Origin of the sequence: uncultured Oceanicoccus sp. (genome assembly GCF_963968385.1) — a bacterium.
Lineage (GTDB): Bacteria > Pseudomonadota > Gammaproteobacteria > Pseudomonadales > Dasaniaceae > Oceanicoccus.
In genome coordinates, this window is the sequence record NZ_CAXAHB010000040.1 from 1 (window position 1) to 18,158 (window position 18,158).

Sequence of the window (18,158 nt, forward strand, 5' to 3'; positions counted from 1 at the left end):
GAAAGTGAAATATTAGAGCTGGATACTACTGATGCTAACTTGGATCTCTCGTTGGACACTGCACCCGATCCACTGACGAGTGCAAGCAGTGCGAGCGAGACCCCTGAGCAGGCTGACGATAACGGTTTTGATTTCTTGGCTGACACCGACGAGGTGGCGACCAAATTAGACTTGGCTCGGGCCTATATGGATATGGGTGATATCGAAGGCGCTCGAGATATTCTCGATGAAGTGATGCAAGAGGGCTCCGACGAACAAAAGCTGGAGGCGCAAGCCTTATCCGAGCGTATTTAACACTTTGATCGTAATTAATCTGATTATTTCTCCTGACCTTTTTTGTTATGAATAAACCGGCTTTTACCGCACGATTTAATCAGGGGGATCGCGTGGCCATGGCGGTTAGCTATGACGGCCGTGCTTTTCATGGCTGGCAGAGTCAGCGTAAACCGCAAGTAGCCACCGTGCAGGAGGCGCTTGAGCAAGCGCTTGGCCATATTGCCAATGCACCGATTAGTGTGCAATGCGCAGGCAGAACCGATGCCGGTGTTCATGCCAGTCATCAAATTGTGCATTTTGACAGTCCCTGTGAGCGCGATGAAAAGGCCTGGGTGAGTGGTGGCAATACGCATTTACCGCCGCAAGTTGCCATTCATTGGGCAAAACCCGTTGCTAACGATTTTCATGCGCGTTTCTCAGCCACAGCCAGGCGTTATCGTTATATTATTTTAAATACTCCGGCGCGTTCTGCTTTATTGTCTGGCGGTGTTACTTGGGAGAATCGTCCTCTCGATGTGCAGGCTATGCATCAAGCTGGACAGGCACTCTTGGGTGAGCTGGATTTTACTTCCTATCGGGCGGTTGCCTGCCAATCCAACACTCCGATGCGCAATGTGCATTTTCTCAAAGTCAGTCGTTGCGCTGATATGGTCGTTATCGATATAGAAGCCAATGCCTTTTTATATCATATGGTGCGTAATATCGCTGGTGTTTTGATTGCCATAGGCGCCGGCATAAAGCCAGTTACTTGGGCAGAAGAGGTGTTATTAGCCAAAGATCGTACAGTCGCCGGCGTAACCGCGCCACCCTCTGGTTTGTACTTGGTAGGGGTGACTTATCCCGAGTCTTTTCAATTGCCCTCATCCGGCTCCGGCCCCTTCTTTTTAGCGGGTTTTTAAGTATCGTTGATGCAGACAGCTGTGTTGGTGTTTGTTACCATATGCGGTCTTAATTGGTTGATTATTAAAACACTTTAATCTGTGAAGCCTGCCGTGACTCGCACCCGAATAAAAATTTGTGGCATAACCCATCCCGATGATGCATTAGTGGCTGTTGAAGCAGGCGCTGATGCTATTGGTCTGGTGTTTTATGAGCCCAGCCCACGGTCAGTTAGCGTGGCTCAGGCGGCGAAGATTTGCTCGGTCATACCCGCCTTTGTCTCGGTGGTGGCATTAACCGTAGATGCAACACCGGCATCGATGCAAACAATAACCAGCGAATTACCTATCGATCTTTTGCAATTTCATGGTCAAGAATCGCCTGAGCAATGTGAGGCGGCGGGTTACCCCTATATTAAGGCGATCAGAATGAAACCCGAGTTGGATATTGCCAAAGAAATCGATCGTTTTGCTACGGCGCGTAGCATTTTGCTGGACACTTACCGTCAAGGGGTGCCCGGTGGTACCGGGGAATCTTTTGATTGGAATTTAATCCCCAAGCAACGGCTTAGCCGTATAGTGTTAGCTGGCGGATTAACACCGGATAATATCAGTGATGCAGTCGCTCAGTTTAGGCCTTATGCCGTTGATGTTAGCGGTGGTGTTGAAGTTTCAGCCGGCAGCAAAGATAAAGACAAAGTCGTCGAATTTATTAAGGGCGTCCAGCGCGCAGATGCCGCCCTTGGTTAACAATAGAAGTATGGTGTATAAGCATGACAGCAAGTAAGTCTGTAAAAGCAGTCGATTACACAGCGGTACCCGATAAGCATGGCCGGTTCGGGCCTTATGGTGGTCGCTATGTCTCTGAAACATTAATCTCGGCATTGGATGAATTGGAAGCTTCCTATAATAAGCTATCTTCCGATCCTGACTTTCAGGCCGAGTTCGATAAAGATATGGCTCACTATGTAGGCCGTCCTTCTCCGCTATATCATGCCGAGCGCTGGAGTAAGCAAGTCGGTGGCGCACAAATTTATTTAAAGCGTGAAGATTTAAATCACACCGGCGCGCACAAGGTCAACAATACGATTGGGCAGGCCTTACTAGCCAAATACTCCGGCAAAAAACGGGTGATCGCTGAAACCGGCGCAGGTCAACATGGTGTTGCTTCTGCAACCGTTGCCGCGCGTCTGGGTATGGAATGCCATGTATTTATGGGTGAAGATGATGTTAAGCGTCAGTCACTAAACGTCTATCGCATGAAATTGCTGGGTGCAGAAGTGATACCCGTCACCTCAGGCTCTAAAACCCTAAAAGACGCGATGAACGAAGCTATGCGCGATTGGGTTACCAATGTTGATGATACTTTTTATATTATCGGCACCGTTGCAGGTCCACATCCTTACCCGCAATTAGTTAGAGATTTTCAGTCGATCATTGGCCGTGAAGCTCGAGCACAGCACTTGGAGATGGTCGGCAAGCTGCCTGACGCTTTGGTTGCCTGTGTCGGTGGTGGTTCTAACGCTATTGGTCTATTTCATCCATTCCTGCAAGATGAAGCGGTTAAAATGTATGGCGTTGAAGCGGGGGGTAGTGGTGTTGAAACTGGTCAACACGCTGCGCCATTGAGTGCCGGTGAACCGGGCGTCCTGCACGGTAATCGTACCTATCTAATGCAAGATGATAACGGTCAAATTATAGAAACTCACTCGGTTTCTGCCGGTTTGGATTATCCTGGTGTGGGTCCTGAACATTCATGGTTAAAGGATATTGATCGCGTTGACTATGTTGCGGTCAATGATGACGAGGCCTTGCATGCGTTCCGTCAGCTAACCTTAATCGAAGGTATTATGCCGGCTTTAGAAACCAGTCATGCGCTGGCCTACACGGAAAAACTGGCTAAGACCATGACACCAGAGCAAACCATTGTGGTGAACTTATCCGGTCGCGGCGATAAAGATATTCTTACCGTTGCCGAGTTGGATGGTATTAAAGTTTAACCGCGATTAGTCATATAAAAGTCAGTCAAGAGGAACCAACCTTGAGTCGTATTACTGCTTGTATGCAAGCATTACAGCAAGAAGGTCGTAAAGCATTAATCCCTTATATTGTTGCGGGCGATCCGGCGCCGGATTTTACCGTCAGTATGATGCACCAGCTTGTACGCGACGGTTCCGATATCATTGAGCTTGGGGTGCCTTTTTCCGATCCAATGGCAGAAGGGCCGGTTATCCAGTTGGCCCATGAAAGAGCATTGGAGCATCATGTTAGTTTGGCTACTATTTTAGCCATGGTAAAAGAGTTTCGTCAGCACAATCAGCGTACCCCCGTGGTATTAATGGGCTATGTTAACCCCGTGATGAGAATGGGTTACGACAACTTTGCCAAAGCAGCATCAGATGCAGGTGTTGATGGCTTGTTAACGGTGGATCTGCCACCGGAAGAAACCGAAGAGCTAAACGCGGCTTTGAAACAGGTGGAGATTGATAGCGTTTTTCTTATTGCACCTACCACCACCAACGAACGCATCCAAAGCATTGCCAGTTTAGCGACCGGCTATTTGTACTATGTTTCCCTCAAGGGGGTCACGGGCGCAGGGCATCTGGATATTGATTCGGTCGAAGAAAAAGTCGCACAAATCAAAACGATTACAGATTTGCCCGTGGTGGTCGGTTTTGGTATCAAGGATAATGAGTCTGCTGTATCGATTTCGCGCTTGGCTGAGGGTGTGGTAGTTGGTAGTGCCTTGGTCAATAAGGTGGTTGAAACAGTGGCGGCAAGCGATAATAATGCTGTTGAGCAATCATCTGCGCTAATTGGTGCTATGCGTCAGGCTATGGATGCAGTCTGATTGCATTGCATAAGACACAAAATTGACTATAAGTAACACTATGATTGATTATAGGGATTCCCAATGAGCTGGCTAGATAAAATACTTCCTACCCTAGATAAAACTGAGCAACAGGATCGCCGTACCAGTGTGCCTGAAGGTTTGTGGAAAAAGTGTGTAAAGTGCGATGCAGTACTATATCGTCCAGAGTTGGAAAAAAATCTCGATGTTTGTCCCAAGTGTGAGCACCATATGCGTATTGGTGCTCGTCGCCGTATTGATGGTTTTTTAGATGCAGCTGGTAGGGAAGAAGTCTTTGCCGACATCGAGCCTATTGATCGGCTGAAATTTAAAGACAAGAAAAAGTACAAAGATCGTTTGGCGACGGCACAAAAAAGTACCGGTGAAAAGGATGCGCTTGTTGCAATGCGTGGCACGGTTAAAGATGTGCCAGTTGTGGTTGTCGCCTTTGAGTTTAATTTTCATGGTGGCTCAATGGGTTATGCCGTAGGTGAGAAGTTTACTCGGGCGGCTAATCTGGCGTTGCAAGAAAATATCCCCTTTGTGTGCTTTTCAGCTTCTGGCGGTGCCCGTATGCAGGAAGCCTTAATCTCGTTAATGCAAATGGCTAAAACCAGTGCTGTGCTAGAACGGCTAAAACAAAAAGGGGTGCCCTATATTTCGGTAATGACCGACCCCATTTATGGTGGTGTATCAGCTAGCTTAGCTTTGTTAGGTGATATCAATGTGGCTGAACCGGACGCACGCGCCGGTTTTGCAGGTCCGAATATTATTGAGCAAACCATTCGTCAAAAATTACCGGCGGGCTTCCAGCGCAGTGAATTCCTATTAGAGCATGGTGCTATTGATATGATTATTCATCGTAAAGATATGCGCGATAGCCTATCGAGCATTCTTTCCAAGTTGACACATCGTCCAGCGGCATAAATGCGTTTTCAGCAATTGCAGGACTGGCTGGAATGGCAAGAGTCCTGCCATCCCCGCGAAGTAGAGTTAGGGCTTGAGCGTGTTGGCAGCGTTGCCAGTGCGATGGCTATTTCACTCAACCATTGTCAGGTGATTACCGTTGCCGGTACCAACGGCAAGGGTTCCTGTGTCGCTACCCTCAATGCTTTACTGCTCTCTGCCGGCTACCGCGTCGGCTGTTATACCTCTCCTCATTTTCTTCATTACAATGAACGCGTGATGCTTAATGGTTTACCCGTCGACGATGCTACCTTAATGCATTCCTTTCAGCGTATTGATGATGCAAGAGCAGCAACCCCGCTAACGTATTTTGAATTTGGTACGCTGGCTGCTCTGGATATCTTTCAGCGCAGTCATCTTGATGTGGCGGTGCTTGAGGTCGGTTTAGGGGGGCGTCTTGATGCCGTTAATATTATCGATGCAGATATTGCTATAGCCACCAGTATTGCTATTGATCATCAGGATTGGTTGGGGCTGGATCGCGAACAAATAGGACGTGAAAAAGCCGGTATTTTCCGGGCCGGCAAACCGGCTATCTCTGCCGGATTCAATCCGCCGGCGTCATTGCGCACAGTCGCGCAAGAGTGTGGAGCCGATTTTTATCAGGCCGGAGAGGATTTTCAGTTTGAAAATGGTTGTTGGTCAGGGACCAATATATCGGGACAATCGATAGAGTGTGTCAATTTGCCAGAGCCACAATTGCCCAAAGAAAGCGTTGCCGCGGCAATACAAGCCATACATCTGCTGCCGTTAGCTACGGCTAATATCGATTTTGCCTGTGTTAATACTGTGCAGTTACCGGGACGCTTCCAGCAGATTAAGATCAACGGTAAGCCGTTGATTCTTGACGTTGCCCATAACCCTGCCGCAGCCAACTATTTGGCAGAGCGTTTACAAGCTCAGCGTTGTGAGGGGAGGACCTTTGCCTTGATATCGGTTATGCAAGACAAAGATCTTGATGGTATCGTTGCTGCATTAACGGCAGAAATCGATGCTTGGTTTGTCGCCGATCAGCCGAATAATGATCGTGCTATGCCTAGCAATCAGATGACAACCGTCTTATCTCAGCACAATATTAATAAATTTGAGGTTGGTAAAGATATTCAGCAGGCTTATCAAAGGGTACTATCCTTAATGGAGGAGGGCGATCGACTGCTTGTCTTTGGCTCTTTTTTTACTGTTGCCGAGGTCTTAATGCTTCAGGGTGATGCCGCTAAATTCACTAACGAAGGAAATAGTTAAATGAACGATGGTTTTAAGCAGCGATTGGTCGGTGCTATTGTATTAGTCGTGGTCGCCTTAATACTCTGGCCGGTTATATTTACCGATCCTAATAGTGTGGTGATGGATCGTAGCAGTCAAATTCCGCCGAAACCGGCGTTTGAAAAATACCAGATGAAAGACCCAGTTCGTCCACATATTGTTCAGCCTGTTAGCAAGCCCAAGCCAGATACTGAGGCGGTAAAGCCGGCAGCCAAAGCTCAGGCTAAAATAAAAGCTAAGCCAGAGACTACTACCAGACTTAATAAAGACGGCTTGCCTGAGGCTTGGGTGTTGCAAGTGGCTAGCTTCACTCAACCGAAAAAGGCCGATGAGCTCAAGCAGGCTTTGCAGAAGCAGGGTTATAAGGCGTTTACTCGGGTTATCGCGACCAAAGAGAGTAAGCTAAGGCAAGTTTTTATTGGTCCGCGATTTACCAAAGACGCTTTTAATAAAGATAAAAACATCATAGATAAACGCTATAAGGTCAAGTCGTTGATAGTGAAATTTGAGCAGTAGACGATAAACAAAATACTATGGTCAGCATTAAGCCTCTGGTAGAATCCACGCTGCAACAAAACGGGCACGGACAATGGTAATGAATTGGGCAGATTGGACTATCGTTGGCATTCTGGCGATATCCAGTTTAATCAGTGTTAAGCGTGGTTTTGTCAAAGAGGCAATATCTCTGGTGGTATGGGGCATAGCATTCTTTGTATCGCTGGCCTTTCACGGGCACATGGCCGTACTGTTGCAGGGGTTGGTTGAATCCGCTTCACTGAGATACCTGCTGTCCTTTGTCGCCCTGTTTATTGCCACCTTTGTGGTTGGCTCAATGGTCAAGTATTTAGTCAGTGAATTAGTTAAAATGACCGGGCTTAGCGGTACCGATCGTTTATTTGGTATGGCCTTTGGTTTGGCTCGCGGCGTCATCGTGGTGATGGCCCTGTTAATATTGGTGCCAATGGCATTTCCTGTTAATCAGGATAGTTGGTGGCAGCAGTCGATCTTGATTCCACAGTTCTTGTTAATTGAGCATTGGTGCAAAGACACCTTTGCCTTATTGTTAGATTTATTTGGGCGTTTAATGCCCTGACTTCTCTGAGGAGTAGAGAGGCTCAAATGAAGGATTCGGTACAGATTGTTGTGAATACATAGCAATATTTTTTAAGCGTAATGCTTGTGAGGTTTGATCGATGTGCGGCATTGTCGGCATAGTAGCTAAGTCCAATGTAAATCAAGACCTTTATGATGCCTTAACGGTATTGCAACATCGGGGACAGGATGCTGCCGGTATTGTCACCTGTGACAATGGTCGTCTAAATCAGCGTAAAGGCAATGGTCTGGTTAGGGATGTATTTCACAATCGCCATATGCAGCGTCTGACTGGCAATATCGGTGTTGGTCATGTGCGCTACCCGACTGCAGGCAGTTCAAGCCCAGCTTTGGCTCAACCTTTCTATGTCAATTCTCCCTACGGCATTAGCCTTGCCCATAATGGTAATCTGACGAATGCCGCGCAATTAAGTAGGGAGTTATTTCAGACCGATTTACGCCATCTTAATACCGATTCAGATTCTGAAGTCTTGTTGAATATCTTTGCCCATGAATTGCAAAAGCTGGGCAAGATAGCACCCTCGGCGGATGACATCTTTGCTGCCGTTGCCGGTGTTCATGCTCGCTGTCTTGGGGGTTATGGTGCTATTGCTATGTTGGCTAATTATGGCGTAGTGGGTTTTCGTGATCCGCACGGTATTCGTCCGCTAGTCTTTGGTGCCCGTGAAACCGAATTCGGCACCGAGTATATGATCGCCTCAGAGAGTGTGGCGCTTGATTGTTTGGGCTTTAAGTTGGTAAGAGATGTAGCACCTGGTGAAGCGGTCTATATTGATATTGATGGCAAACTGCATTCACGACAATGTGCTGCAAACGCCAAGGCTACCCCGTGTATTTTTGAGCATGTTTACTTTGCTCGTCCTGATTCGATTATGGATGGCGTATCCGTTTATAAATCGCGCTTACGCCAAGGCGAAAAATTAGCTGCCAAGATATTGGCGTTAAGACCCGATCACGATATCGATGTGGTGGTGCCGATTCCTGATTCCAGTCGTATTGCCGGCCAATCGGTGGCGCAAAATCTAGGGGTAAAATTTCGCGAAGGCTTGGTAAAAAATCGTTATATCGGCAGAACCTTTATTATGCCTGGCCAGAGTGAACGTAAAAAATCGGTAAAACAAAAATTAAATACCATTGAGCTGGAGTTCAAAGATAAAAATGTCATGTTGGTCGATGACTCCATTGTGCGCGGTACTACATGTCGTCAAATTATAGAAATGGCTAGAGATGCTGGCGCTGCCAAAGTCTATTTCGCCTCGGCAGCCCCGCCGGTTAGATACCCAAACGTATACGGTATCGATATGCCGGCGGCCGAGGAACTGATTGCGCATAATCGCACAGAGCAGCAAGTCTGTGATTTAATTGGCGCCGATTGGCTGGTCTATCAAGAGCTGGATGATTTGGTGGCCAGTTCAACCGAAGGTAATCCAGAAATTACCCAGTATGATTGTTCGGTTTTTAATGGTGAGTATATTACCGGCGATATTGATGACAACTATCTCAATACCATTGCTGCCGCACGCAACGATCAATCTAAATCAGAGCGGGCAGAAACCGAGGATGTTGCAGGTATTGCCTTACATAACGATGACGCTTCTTAAGTTTGGCTAGCATAGAGAACCAACAGCATGTCTGAAAAAGATAGTGAACGCAGAGCCGCATTAGATGATGCGCAGATTGATACCTTGGCGATCCGTGCCGGACAAATGCGAACCGGTGAAGGTGAACATGCTGAGCCTATCTATCCGACCTCTAGTTATGTGTTTGATAGCGCAGAGCAAGCCGCTAAACGTTTTTCCGGTGAAGAGGCAGGCAATGTCTATTCTCGTTATACCAATCCAACCGTTCGTAATTTTGAGCAACGTATTGCTGCGATGGAAGGTGGCGAAGCTGCTGTAGCTACGGCTTCAGGCATGGCGGCAATTTTGAGCACTTGCATGTCATTGTTGCAGGCGGGTGATCATGTTGTTTGCTCGCGCAATGTGTTTGGCACTACCACTAACTTATTTCTTAAGTATTTGGCTAAGTTCGGTTTGGAAGTCACCTTTGTTGATCTGGTTGATTTACAGGATTGGTCGCAGGCGATTCAGCCAAATACAAAAATGTTATTTTGTGAAACACCTTCCAATCCGATTTGTGAAGTAGCCGATTTATCTGCCTTGTCTGCTTTGGCCAAAGAGCATGAATGCCTGTTTGTGGTCGATAATTGTTTTTGTACTCCGGCGTTGCAAAAGCCATTGGCATTTGGCGCTGATCTAATTATTCACTCAGCGACCAAATACCTTGATGGTCAAGGTCGTTGTGTTGGCGGTTGTGTAGTAGGGGGCAAAGCCCTCATTGATGAGGTTGTTGGTTTCATTCGCACCTGCGGGCCAACCATGAGTCCATTTAATGCCTGGGTGTTTTTAAAAGGCTTGGAAACTTTGCGCTTGCGTATGGATGCCCATAGCGATAATGCCATGCAACTGGCGCTATGGCTTGAGCAGCAAAAAGGTATTGATAAGGTTTATTACACCGGCCTAGATTCCCATCCGGGCAAACCTTTGGCTACAAAACAGCAGCGCGCCTACGGCGGTGTTTTGTCGTTTTGTGTGGCAGGTGATAAGGCGGCAGCTTGGCGCTTTATCGATGCAACCCGTATTTGCTCACTGACGGCCAATTTGGGCGATGCTAAAACAACCATAGTGCATCCAGCCACAACCACTCATGGTCGCTTGACTGATGAGCAACGCGCTGCTGCTAGCATTAGTGACAATCTAATACGTGTTGCCGTTGGCCTTGAGGATATCGAAGACCTTAAGGTCGATATGCAACGCGGTTTGGCAGCGCTTTAACGCACAAACCCGCTCCATAAAAAAAGCCCTGATCATAATGATCAGGGCTTTTTTATTGAGTCGAGAAAAGTGAGTCAGACTACTGAGCCACTTCCTCAATCTGAACGGCATTAATCTTGGCTTCGTTAGCGGCCTTCTGAAAAGATTCGACCTGATCAAAATTCATATAGCGATAAACCTCGTCAGATAGTGTATCCAGATTTTTAGCGTATTCCATATATTCTGCAGGCGTTGGTAGTTTGCCAAGAATACCTCCCACCGCAGCCAGTTCAGCCGAAGTCAGATACACATTAGCGCCATCGCCCAGACGGTTGGGGAAATTACGGGTCGAGGTTGAGAGTACCGTGGTGCCGGCAGCCACTCGTGCCTGATTACCCATACACAAGGAGCAACCCGGCATCTCGGTGCGAACACCGTTACGACCGAAGATATTGTAATAACCTTCTTCCATCAGTGTATGCTCATCCATTTTAGTTGGCGGGGCCATCCAAAAACGGGTTTGCAATGAACCGCTGTTGTTCTCTAACAGTTTGCCAGCAGCGCGGAAGTGACCAATATTGGTCATACAAGAACCGATAAACACCTCATCTACCTTGTCGCCAGCCACTTCAGATAATAGCTTGGCATCATCTGGATCATTCGGGCAGCAAACAATTGGTTCGGTAATGTCAGCCAGATCAATCTCGATAACGGCAGCATATTCAGCATCGGCATCGGCAGACATTAATTCGGGCTTGGCCAGCCAAGCTTCCATTGCTTGGGCGCGACGCTCAAGTGTGCGTGCATCACCGTATCCATCTGCGATCATCGAGCGCAGCAAGGTAATGTTAGAGGTCATATACTCCCTGAGTGACTCTTCAGATAGCTTAATAGTACAGCCAGCCGCAGAGCGCTCGGCAGAAGCGTCAGATAATTCAAAGGCTTGTTCAACCTTCAAGTCATCCAATCCTTCAATTTCTAAAACGCGACCAGAGAAGAAGTTGATTTTGCCTTTTTTCTCCACGGTTAATAGACCTTGCTTGATGCCGTAATAAGGGATGGCATGAACCAAATCACGTAAAGTAATCCCTGGCTGCATTTCACCTTTAAAGCGAACCAACACTGATTCAGGCATATCTAGTGGCATAACACCGGTGGCAGCAGCAAAGGCGACCAGACCGGAACCGGCCGGGAAAGAAATTCCCATTGGGAAGCGGGTATGCGAATCACCACCAGTACCCACCGTGTCCGGTAGCAACATACGGTTCAACCAAGAGTGGATAACACCATCACCTGGGCGCAGTGAAACACCGCCGCGAGTCATAATAAAATCAGGAAGCGTGTGTTGGGTATCAATATCAACAGGCTTGGGGTAAGCCGCGGTATGACAGAACGACTGCATGGTCAGGTCAGCGGAAAAACCTAGACAGGCTAGATCTTTGAGTTCATCACGTGTCATTGGCCCAGTGGTATCCTGCGAGCCAACCGTGGTCATCTTAGGTTCGCAGTAGGTGCCGGGACGAACGCCTTCAATGCCACAGGCTTTACCCACCATTTTCTGTGCTAGGGTATAGCCTTTACCGGTATCGGCAGGCTGTGTTGGTGCTCGGAACAGGTCTGAAGGTGGTAAGCCTAGAGCTTCACGCGCGCGCTGAGTCAAACCGCGACCAATAATTAAATTGATACGACCACCGGCACGAACTTCATCAAAAATAACATCGGATTTCATCGTGAATTCTGACAAGACTTCGCCCGAGTCAGAGAGAATTTTGCCGTCATAAGGCCTTATTTCAATGACATCACCCATGCCCAGTTTTTCAACCGGCGCTTCAAATACCAAGGCGCCGGCGTCTTCCATGGTGTTAAAGAAGATAGGGGCAACTTTACCGCCAATACAAATACCGCCACCGCGTTTATTGGGTACGCCAGGAAGGTCATCGCCAAAGAACCACAGTACGGAGTTGGTGGCTGACTTGCGTGAGGATCCGGTGCCTACAACGTCACCAATAAAAGCAACCGGTAGACCTTTCGCTTTGACTTCATCAATTTGGTTCATACAACCGACAACACCCGGCTCATCCGGAATCAGGCCATCGCGTTGCATTTTATAAGCGGCTCTCGCATGGAGCGGGATATCTGGACGCGACCAGGCATCAGGTGCAGGAGAGAGATCATCGGTATTGGTTTCACCGGTGACTTTAAATACCGCAACTTTAATCGATGCAGGGACTTCATCCTGACTGGTAAACCACTCGGCATCAGCCCAAGACTGCATAACAGCCTTGGCATGTGCATTACCTGATTTGGCTTTTTCAGCGACATCATGGAAAGCGTCAAACATTAATAGCGTTTGCTTTAACTGTTCAGCAGCTAGTTCAGCCAGTTCACTGTTGTCTAGGGTATTAACCAATGTTTCGATATTGTAGCCACCTAACATCATGCCAAGCAGCTCAACCGCTTTAGTTTTGTCGATAAGCGGTGATTGGGCATCGCCATTGACAATGGCGGATAAAAAACCGGCTTTAACATAGGCGGCTTCATCAACCCCGGGTGGCACTCGATTGGTGATTAAATCAAGCAGAAAGGCTTCTTCGCCAGCTGGTGGCGTTTTGAGTAATTCAACCAAGCCGGCAACTTGTTCAGGATTTAGTGGCTTGGGTGGAATAGATTCAGCAGCGCGCTCTTCAACGTGTTTGCGATAGGCTTCTAACACAGGTAACTCCTCGTTATTTGTCGTCCAGCAATGGACTATATTCGGGGTGATAGGATCGCTATCCTCCGAAATGTCGATGCTGACATCGACGATAAAATCTACTGTTTCAGGCAGATCACGGAAATAAGGGCGCGCATTATACTAAAAATAGATAGTGAAGTTAAGTTGTTGATCTCTATAGGGCTATTCTTTTTTTTGATCGGGGGTATTGGGTCGCTGAATGGCGCTCAAGCACTGTTTGGTTGTTGTTACAGGTGAGTCAATGCCGGTCCGCGCGCGTATCTAGTCAGGCTGATTTAGTGGCAAAATAAACCCTTAATGACCATTCCGAAAAGCACTGGGTCGCGTTAGAATGCCAGCTTGATAACAATAAGTGGTGTCCTGTTACCAATGGCATCACCGTCCAATCCATGCAATATTCGATGGTCATTGAGTTCTAGTGAGTAAAGAGTTAGAAATCAGAGTCAAAACACCTTGTATTGGTGTTTGTTCAACAGGTATTGGCGATAGTGTTTGTCGCGGTTGTAAGCGCTTTAGCCATGAAGTCATTCATTGGAATAGTTATAGTCAGGCGCAAAAGCGAATAATTGATAAGCGTTTAGAGAGCTTTCTCGCCCAAATTGTCGCTGCAAAAATGCGGATAACCCATCAAGAATTGCTGCAGTGGCATCTGGATACCCAGCAAATTGCTTATCCCAAACATAAAAGCCCGTATCTGTGGGCCTATGAGCTACTGCGTGCCGGCGCCAGTCAGTTAGATGACTTGGGTCAATATGGACTGGAGTTGGATGCACAGTATCGGGATGCAGATTTACGGGAATTGCGTCTGAGCATTGATGCTGAGTTCTATATTCTTTCTGAGGCTCATTACCAGCGTTATTTTGCCTCTAGCGCTTTGCAGGTAGAAGATTCTAATACTTAAAAAAAATAGATGCTTCGATTAAAGATAGCTTTATTGCATATTGCAACACTGCTCGCTGCCTGTGGAGGTGGAGGTGGAGGGAGCGGTAGTGATAATAATGCAGATTTGTCAACTTCCTTTTCGTTTTTGGAGGGGGGATTTCCTGCTGTACAAACACCCTCAAATAATCAAGCTCTCAGCTCCTGCCGAACCATTTTAGATATCGCTTCAGATAGTACTTTGACTGGGCGTGTTGAATATGAGCGAGTTCCTATTACCGGTTCAGGCTTGGATTATACAAATATTGCTCGACTACCTATGCGAGGTGTGGTGGTGGAGGCCGTTGATGCCAGTGATGGGCAATGTAGTCAGGATGTCGTGGCTACAACTTTATCAGATGGCGATGGTCAATACGGTCTAAATGTCCCGGAGAATCAGCCAGTTTGTATACAGGTTCGTGCGCAGCTTTATCGAGAGGATAGTGAGGGTGCTACGTCCTGGGATATACAATTAACCGATAATACCAATGCCAATGCGCCTTATTATTTGCTGGACTCTAGTATGGTAGCGACGCCAGCAGACCGGCCTATCCGTGATTTATTGGCTGGAGCCGGCGTTCAGTCGGGATCCAAAAATTACACTCAGGCTCGCGCGGCGGCCCCTTTTGCTATTCTAGACACGCTTTGTGAGGCTGTAGACACCGTGATAAAGGTCGACGCCAATATTGCATTGCCTTTGTTGTCTGTCCGCTGGAGTACGCTAAATAACTCCGCTCCAATAGAAAATGAAGAAAGCATTAAACAGGGTGATATTAGCGGCAGCTTCTATCGTCTGCAAAAATTCTTCCTTGGCGCGGAAGTGGTCAATACCACCCATGAAATATTTTTTCTAGGCGATGAGGATAGTAACACCGATGAATATGATCCTCATGTTATTGCTCATGAATTTGGTCATTATATAACAGGCAGTTTTAGTCGTTCCGATGCTCTCGGTGGTGAACATTCTATTGATGATCGCTTGGATGCTCGACTGGCTTTTGAAGAGGGCTGGGCTGATGCTTTTTCCGGTATTGCTTTGACTAATGCCACTTCGTTTGTTCAGGACCCGAAAACTTATCGCAATAGTTATGGATTCAATCAGAGAAAAACCAGTAGCTTTGCACTTGATGAACTCAATCATACTATTGCGGGCTGGTATAGTGAGTCATCAGTAGCATCTATTATTTATAATTTATTCGATGCTGATAATGATGAGGTGGATGCTATCGAGCTTGGCTTTGATCCCATTTTTCAGGTGCTTAGCAGCAACGCTTATCGTACATCGGAGTCATTAACTACACTCTTTACTTTTATTCATCAATTAAAGCAGCAGCGCTCTGAATATGAAGCTATTAATGATTTGACTACCAGTCAAAATACTGAGCCAGTGAACGATGATTTCGGCAGTGATGAAAGTATTGAAAATAATGATATTGACGGTTATCAGGATGTAGACGTCATATATAAACAGTTACAATTAAATACCTCTGCAGAGGTGTGTTCTAATAATCAGTTTGGCAATATTAATAAACTCGGTGTCAGTCAATTTTTAAAGCTAGATGCCGATCTCAATAAAAGCTATCAGTTTCAAATTTCTTCCACTGATAATGGCAGGGCGGTAGTGGTTGTCTATAAACGTGGTGTGGAAATAATACGTTATCAGGCGGTTTCTAATGGCGCCTCACTCAACTTTTCACACAATTTGCATGGGCAATATATTGTCACGCTGGCTCATTTTTCTTATTTAGAGGATGAAAATAGTTCTAGTGGGCGCCGCTGTTTTGATGTCTTGGTTAATTAGAGGGTTATATAATGTCTAATAAGTTGTCGATATACAGCCTAATGATCATCTTCGCTATATTAGTACTCTCCTTGGTAGCTATAATTTATAGATTTGATTGGTCCGGCTCAGCTGTTTCTGTTGTCGACAAATTTCGAGTTACAACACTAACAAGCAATGCTGTTGCCGGTAGCCATATGGCAATGAAGCATAGCACCGTCGGCGATTTACAAGTTCATAGCGTGGTTGTGTTAGAGCTGGATTTTGCTTTTTCCAAAGGCAAGTTATTAAACTTGGATTTTGTCGATAATGAACAGTATCAATTTATTGATACCCCCGCTGAGGTGTACAGTACAGATGATCATGGCAACTTAGTCATACAGTTAAAACTTATGCCGCTGACTAGTGGCAAGATATATATTAAATGTTTAGCTAGCACCACCGATGGTAAGCAAGTTAGATCGTTTTCCATTCCACTTCGAATCAAAGACAGCAATGGCCTGATACCGGAGATAAACACCGTTTCAAAATCGCGAATCAACCTGCCGGTAAAGGGTTCTTACTAATGAGTCTGCCAGATATCTCTGCTATCCATAATTTTCTAGCTTGCGAAACACCAGATCGCTGGGTTGAAACAGCATTGCAGCATCAGGATATTATGCTGATAGATCATGCTAACTGCGAAAAGAAGGCCGCCAGTACCGCCCTAAATATGATTTATCGCTATGTAGATAAGTTTGATCTACTCAATAAAATGTCGCGTCTGGCAAGGGAAGAGATGCGGCATTTTGAGCAGGTGATCGCTATTATGAAAAAACGCGATATTGCCTATATTCAGCTAAGTTCCGCGCGATATGCTGCAGGTATGCGTCAAGGTTTGCGAACGCATGAGCCGGAAAAATTGATTGACAGTCTAATTATAGGCGCTTTTATAGAAGCCCGATCCTGTGAGCGATTTGCAAAATTAGCACCACATTTAGACGATGAGCTAAAGGATTTTTATCTTTCATTGCTTAAGTCCGAATCCCGCCATTTTATGGATTATTTAGATCTGGCTGAAAAGTATGCGTCGTCGTCGATTAACGATCGCATTGCTTATTATGCCGAGTTAGAAAAAAACCTGATTGAAAGTCCTGATCAGGAATTTCGTTTTCACAGTGGGCCGATGGCTTAAATAAGAAGCCGTCATAAGAGGTTAAAGCGTCTAATTGTCGATATCGCGGCAAAGGATTGTCGTTAGGATATAGAAAATTCTTCCAGCGTAAACTCACCGCTAGTCGGAAAGCGAACAACCCAGCCGCTATTGTGCCAATCACCCAACACCACACGCTTTGCATGACTGTCTTTATGCTGATGAATCGCTGGTCGATGCGTATGCCCATGTATCATTAGATCGACATCATGCTGGGTAAACATACGCAGGACCTCATGCTGATTAACATCCATGATATCGTCAGCTTTATTGCTATTAGCTGTTTTGCTTTCAGCGCGCATTTGTTTGGCCAATTGACGGCGTTGCTCAATACCTTGGGATAGAAATTCGTTTTGCCATGCCTGACTGCGGCATTGCTGGCGAAATGCCATATAGTCCGTGTCATCGGTGCAAAGGCTATCGCCATGCAGTAATAACACATTCCGGCCATAGAGATTAATCACCGTAGGGTCGGCTATTAACTGGCAGCCGCTCTGTTGGCAAAATTGCTCGCCGATCAGAAAGTCGCGGTTACCGTGCATTATATAAACAGGGGTGCCTTTGGTCGTTAATACTTTAAGTGCCTCAATCACCGTTTGGTTTAATTCAGTATCGTCATCATCACCAATCCATACCTCAAAAAAATCTCCAAGGATATAGAGGGCATCGGCGGATATAGCTTCGCCGGATAATAAATCCAAAAACGCCCGGGTTACCGCCGGGCGTGATGGATCAAGGTGCAGATCTGAAATAAATAATGTCGTCATAGGGCAATAAAGGACAATATAGGACAATTAATCTTCAGTTAATTCCGCCGATTCAATAATAATATCATCAACGGGTACATCCTGATGCCCGCCTTTCATTGTGGTGGGTAGCGATTTTATTTTATTGACCACATCCATACCATCAACCACCTTGCCGAACACCGCATAGCCCCAACCCTGACTGGTTTTTGCTGTGTGATTAAGAAAATCATTATCTTTCACATTGATAAAGAACTGGGCGCTAGCTGAATCTGGGTCCATTGTGCGAGCCATAGCCAAGGTGCCCTCATCATTTTTTAGGCCATTGTCAGCTTCATTGGCGATGGGGTCGCGAGTATCTTTCTGGATCATACCTGACTCAAAGCCGCCGCCCTGAATCATAAAATTATCAATAACCCGGTGGAAGATGGTGCCATTGTAAAAACCGTCTTTAACGTATTGGGCAAAATTGGCAGCGGTGTTAGGGGCGTTATCAAAGTCCAGTTCAATACTGATATCGCCATAGTTTGTTTTAAATATAACCATAAAATCCTTTATCCTGTGTGTTCATTTTAAGAAAGCCGCTATAATAAGGCTTTTGCCTCTCCGGCGGAACCTCTAATAGCTA

At 46.3% G+C, this 18,158-nt stretch carries 18 protein-coding genes; 15 read left to right on the forward strand and 3 right to left on the reverse strand.

Annotated elements, in window-relative coordinates; translation table 11 throughout:
• The 11 genes from AACP44_RS05780 to AACP44_RS05830 all read left to right on the forward strand — a co-directional run.
• Positions 1-294: FimV/HubP family polar landmark protein (locus AACP44_RS05780; RefSeq protein ID WP_339339534.1), on the forward strand; the 294-nt coding region annotated here is incomplete at its 5' end.
• Between the two features lie 47 nt (positions 295-341).
• The gene (truA, locus tag AACP44_RS05785) at positions 342-1,175 is read left to right on the forward strand and encodes a tRNA pseudouridine(38-40) synthase TruA (protein WP_339339535.1); all 834 of its coding nucleotides are present in this window, start codon (positions 342-344) and stop codon (positions 1,173-1,175) included.
• Between the two features lie 81 nt (positions 1,176-1,256).
• Positions 1,257-1,904: a phosphoribosylanthranilate isomerase gene (locus AACP44_RS05790; RefSeq protein WP_339339536.1), complete on the forward strand. Its 648-nt coding sequence runs from the start codon at positions 1,257-1,259 to the stop codon at positions 1,902-1,904.
• A 23-nt stretch (positions 1,905-1,927) separates the two neighbouring features.
• Positions 1,928-3,154 carry a tryptophan synthase subunit beta gene (gene trpB / locus AACP44_RS05795; protein ID WP_339339537.1) on the forward strand — a complete coding sequence of 409 codons (1,227 nt, stop codon included), beginning with the start codon at positions 1,928-1,930 and terminating at the stop codon, positions 3,152-3,154.
• 41 nt (positions 3,155-3,195) lie between these two features.
• A complete protein-coding gene (gene trpA, locus AACP44_RS05800; RefSeq protein WP_339339538.1) occupies positions 3,196-4,005 on the forward strand; it encodes a tryptophan synthase subunit alpha in 810 nt (269 codons plus the stop codon).
• A 63-nt stretch (positions 4,006-4,068) separates the two neighbouring features.
• Positions 4,069-4,932 (forward strand): acetyl-CoA carboxylase, carboxyltransferase subunit beta, encoded by an 864-nt coding sequence (gene accD, locus AACP44_RS05805; RefSeq protein ID WP_339339539.1) that lies wholly within the window; start codon positions 4,069-4,071, stop codon positions 4,930-4,932.
• Positions 4,933-6,213: a bifunctional tetrahydrofolate synthase/dihydrofolate synthase gene (folC, locus tag AACP44_RS05810; RefSeq protein ID WP_339339540.1), complete on the forward strand. Its 1,281-nt coding sequence runs from the start codon at positions 4,933-4,935 to the stop codon at positions 6,211-6,213.
• Entirely contained in the window at positions 6,214-6,750 is a 537-nt protein-coding gene (locus tag AACP44_RS05815; RefSeq protein WP_339339541.1) for an SPOR domain-containing protein, read from the forward strand. It begins immediately after the preceding gene.
• A 79-nt stretch (positions 6,751-6,829) separates the two neighbouring features.
• Positions 6,830-7,327 (forward strand): CvpA family protein, encoded by a 498-nt coding sequence (locus AACP44_RS05820; protein ID WP_339339542.1) that lies wholly within the window; start codon positions 6,830-6,832, stop codon positions 7,325-7,327.
• A gap of 100 nt (positions 7,328-7,427) precedes the next feature.
• Entirely contained in the window at positions 7,428-8,948 is a 1,521-nt protein-coding gene (purF, locus tag AACP44_RS05825; protein ID WP_339339543.1) for an amidophosphoribosyltransferase, read from the forward strand.
• Positions 8,949-8,975: 27 nt separating this feature from the next.
• The gene (locus tag AACP44_RS05830) at positions 8,976-10,181 is read left to right on the forward strand and encodes an O-succinylhomoserine sulfhydrylase (protein WP_339339544.1); all 1,206 of its coding nucleotides are present in this window, start codon (positions 8,976-8,978) and stop codon (positions 10,179-10,181) included.
• Positions 10,182-10,260: 79 nt separating this feature from the next.
• Here the strand turns inward: AACP44_RS05830 and acnB are convergent, their stop codons facing one another.
• Positions 10,261-12,873, reverse strand: a complete 2,613-nt coding sequence (gene acnB / locus AACP44_RS05835; RefSeq protein WP_339339545.1) for a bifunctional aconitate hydratase 2/2-methylisocitrate dehydratase — start codon at positions 12,871-12,873, stop codon at positions 10,261-10,263.
• A gap of 439 nt (positions 12,874-13,312) precedes the next feature.
• Between acnB and AACP44_RS05840 the strand changes: the two genes are divergently transcribed.
• From AACP44_RS05840 to miaE, 4 genes are all read left to right on the forward strand, one after another.
• Positions 13,313-13,795 (forward strand): DUF1289 domain-containing protein, encoded by a 483-nt coding sequence (locus tag AACP44_RS05840; RefSeq protein ID WP_339339546.1) that lies wholly within the window; start codon positions 13,313-13,315, stop codon positions 13,793-13,795.
• A 219-nt stretch (positions 13,796-14,014) separates the two neighbouring features.
• A complete protein-coding gene (locus tag AACP44_RS05845) occupies positions 14,015-15,613 on the forward strand; it encodes a hypothetical protein (RefSeq protein WP_339339547.1) in 1,599 nt (532 codons plus the stop codon).
• Positions 15,614-15,789: 176 nt separating this feature from the next.
• On the forward strand, positions 15,790-16,158 hold the full coding sequence (locus AACP44_RS05850) for a hypothetical protein (protein ID WP_339339548.1): 369 nt from the start codon (positions 15,790-15,792) through the stop codon (positions 16,156-16,158).
• 5 nt (positions 16,159-16,163) lie between these two features.
• Positions 16,164-16,766: a tRNA isopentenyl-2-thiomethyl-A-37 hydroxylase MiaE gene (gene miaE / locus AACP44_RS05855; RefSeq protein ID WP_339339551.1), complete on the forward strand. Its 603-nt coding sequence runs from the start codon at positions 16,164-16,166 to the stop codon at positions 16,764-16,766.
• Between the two features lie 62 nt (positions 16,767-16,828).
• On the opposite strand, the gene AACP44_RS05860 is transcribed toward miaE, so the two are convergent.
• Complete coding sequence (locus tag AACP44_RS05860) at positions 16,829-17,551, reverse strand: UDP-2,3-diacylglucosamine diphosphatase (RefSeq protein ID WP_339339549.1); 723 nt, start codon at positions 17,549-17,551, stop codon at positions 16,829-16,831.
• 27 nt (positions 17,552-17,578) lie between these two features.
• On the reverse strand, positions 17,579-18,076 hold the full coding sequence (locus AACP44_RS05865) for a peptidylprolyl isomerase (protein ID WP_339339550.1): 498 nt from the start codon (positions 18,074-18,076) through the stop codon (positions 17,579-17,581).
• Positions 18,077-18,158 lie beyond the last annotated feature (82 nt).

Excerpts from the sequence above, each read along its gene's own strand:
- truA (WP_339339535.1), top strand. The coding sequence starts at position 342 with ATGAATAAACCGGCTTTTACCGCACGATTTAATCAGGGGGATCGCGTG.
- trpB (WP_339339537.1), top strand. The coding sequence starts at position 1,928 with ATGACAGCAAGTAAGTCTGTAAAAGCAGTCGATTACACAGCGGTACCC.
- accD (WP_339339539.1), top strand. The coding sequence starts at position 4,069 with ATGAGCTGGCTAGATAAAATACTTCCTACCCTAGATAAAACTGAGCAA.
- folC (WP_339339540.1), top strand. The coding sequence starts at position 4,933 with ATGCGTTTTCAGCAATTGCAGGACTGGCTGGAATGGCAAGAGTCCTGC.
- AACP44_RS05815 (WP_339339541.1), top strand. The coding sequence starts at position 6,214 with ATGAACGATGGTTTTAAGCAGCGATTGGTCGGTGCTATTGTATTAGTC.
- AACP44_RS05820 (WP_339339542.1), top strand. The coding sequence starts at position 6,830 with ATGAATTGGGCAGATTGGACTATCGTTGGCATTCTGGCGATATCCAGT.
- purF (WP_339339543.1), top strand. The coding sequence starts at position 7,428 with ATGTGCGGCATTGTCGGCATAGTAGCTAAGTCCAATGTAAATCAAGAC.
- AACP44_RS05830 (WP_339339544.1), top strand. The coding sequence starts at position 8,976 with ATGTCTGAAAAAGATAGTGAACGCAGAGCCGCATTAGATGATGCGCAG.
- AACP44_RS05850 (WP_339339548.1), top strand. The coding sequence starts at position 15,790 with ATGGCAATGAAGCATAGCACCGTCGGCGATTTACAAGTTCATAGCGTG.
- AACP44_RS05860 (WP_339339549.1), bottom strand. The coding sequence starts at position 17,551 with ATGACGACATTATTTATTTCAGATCTGCACCTTGATCCATCACGCCCG.
- AACP44_RS05865 (WP_339339550.1), bottom strand. The coding sequence starts at position 18,076 with ATGGTTATATTTAAAACAAACTATGGCGATATCAGTATTGAACTGGAC.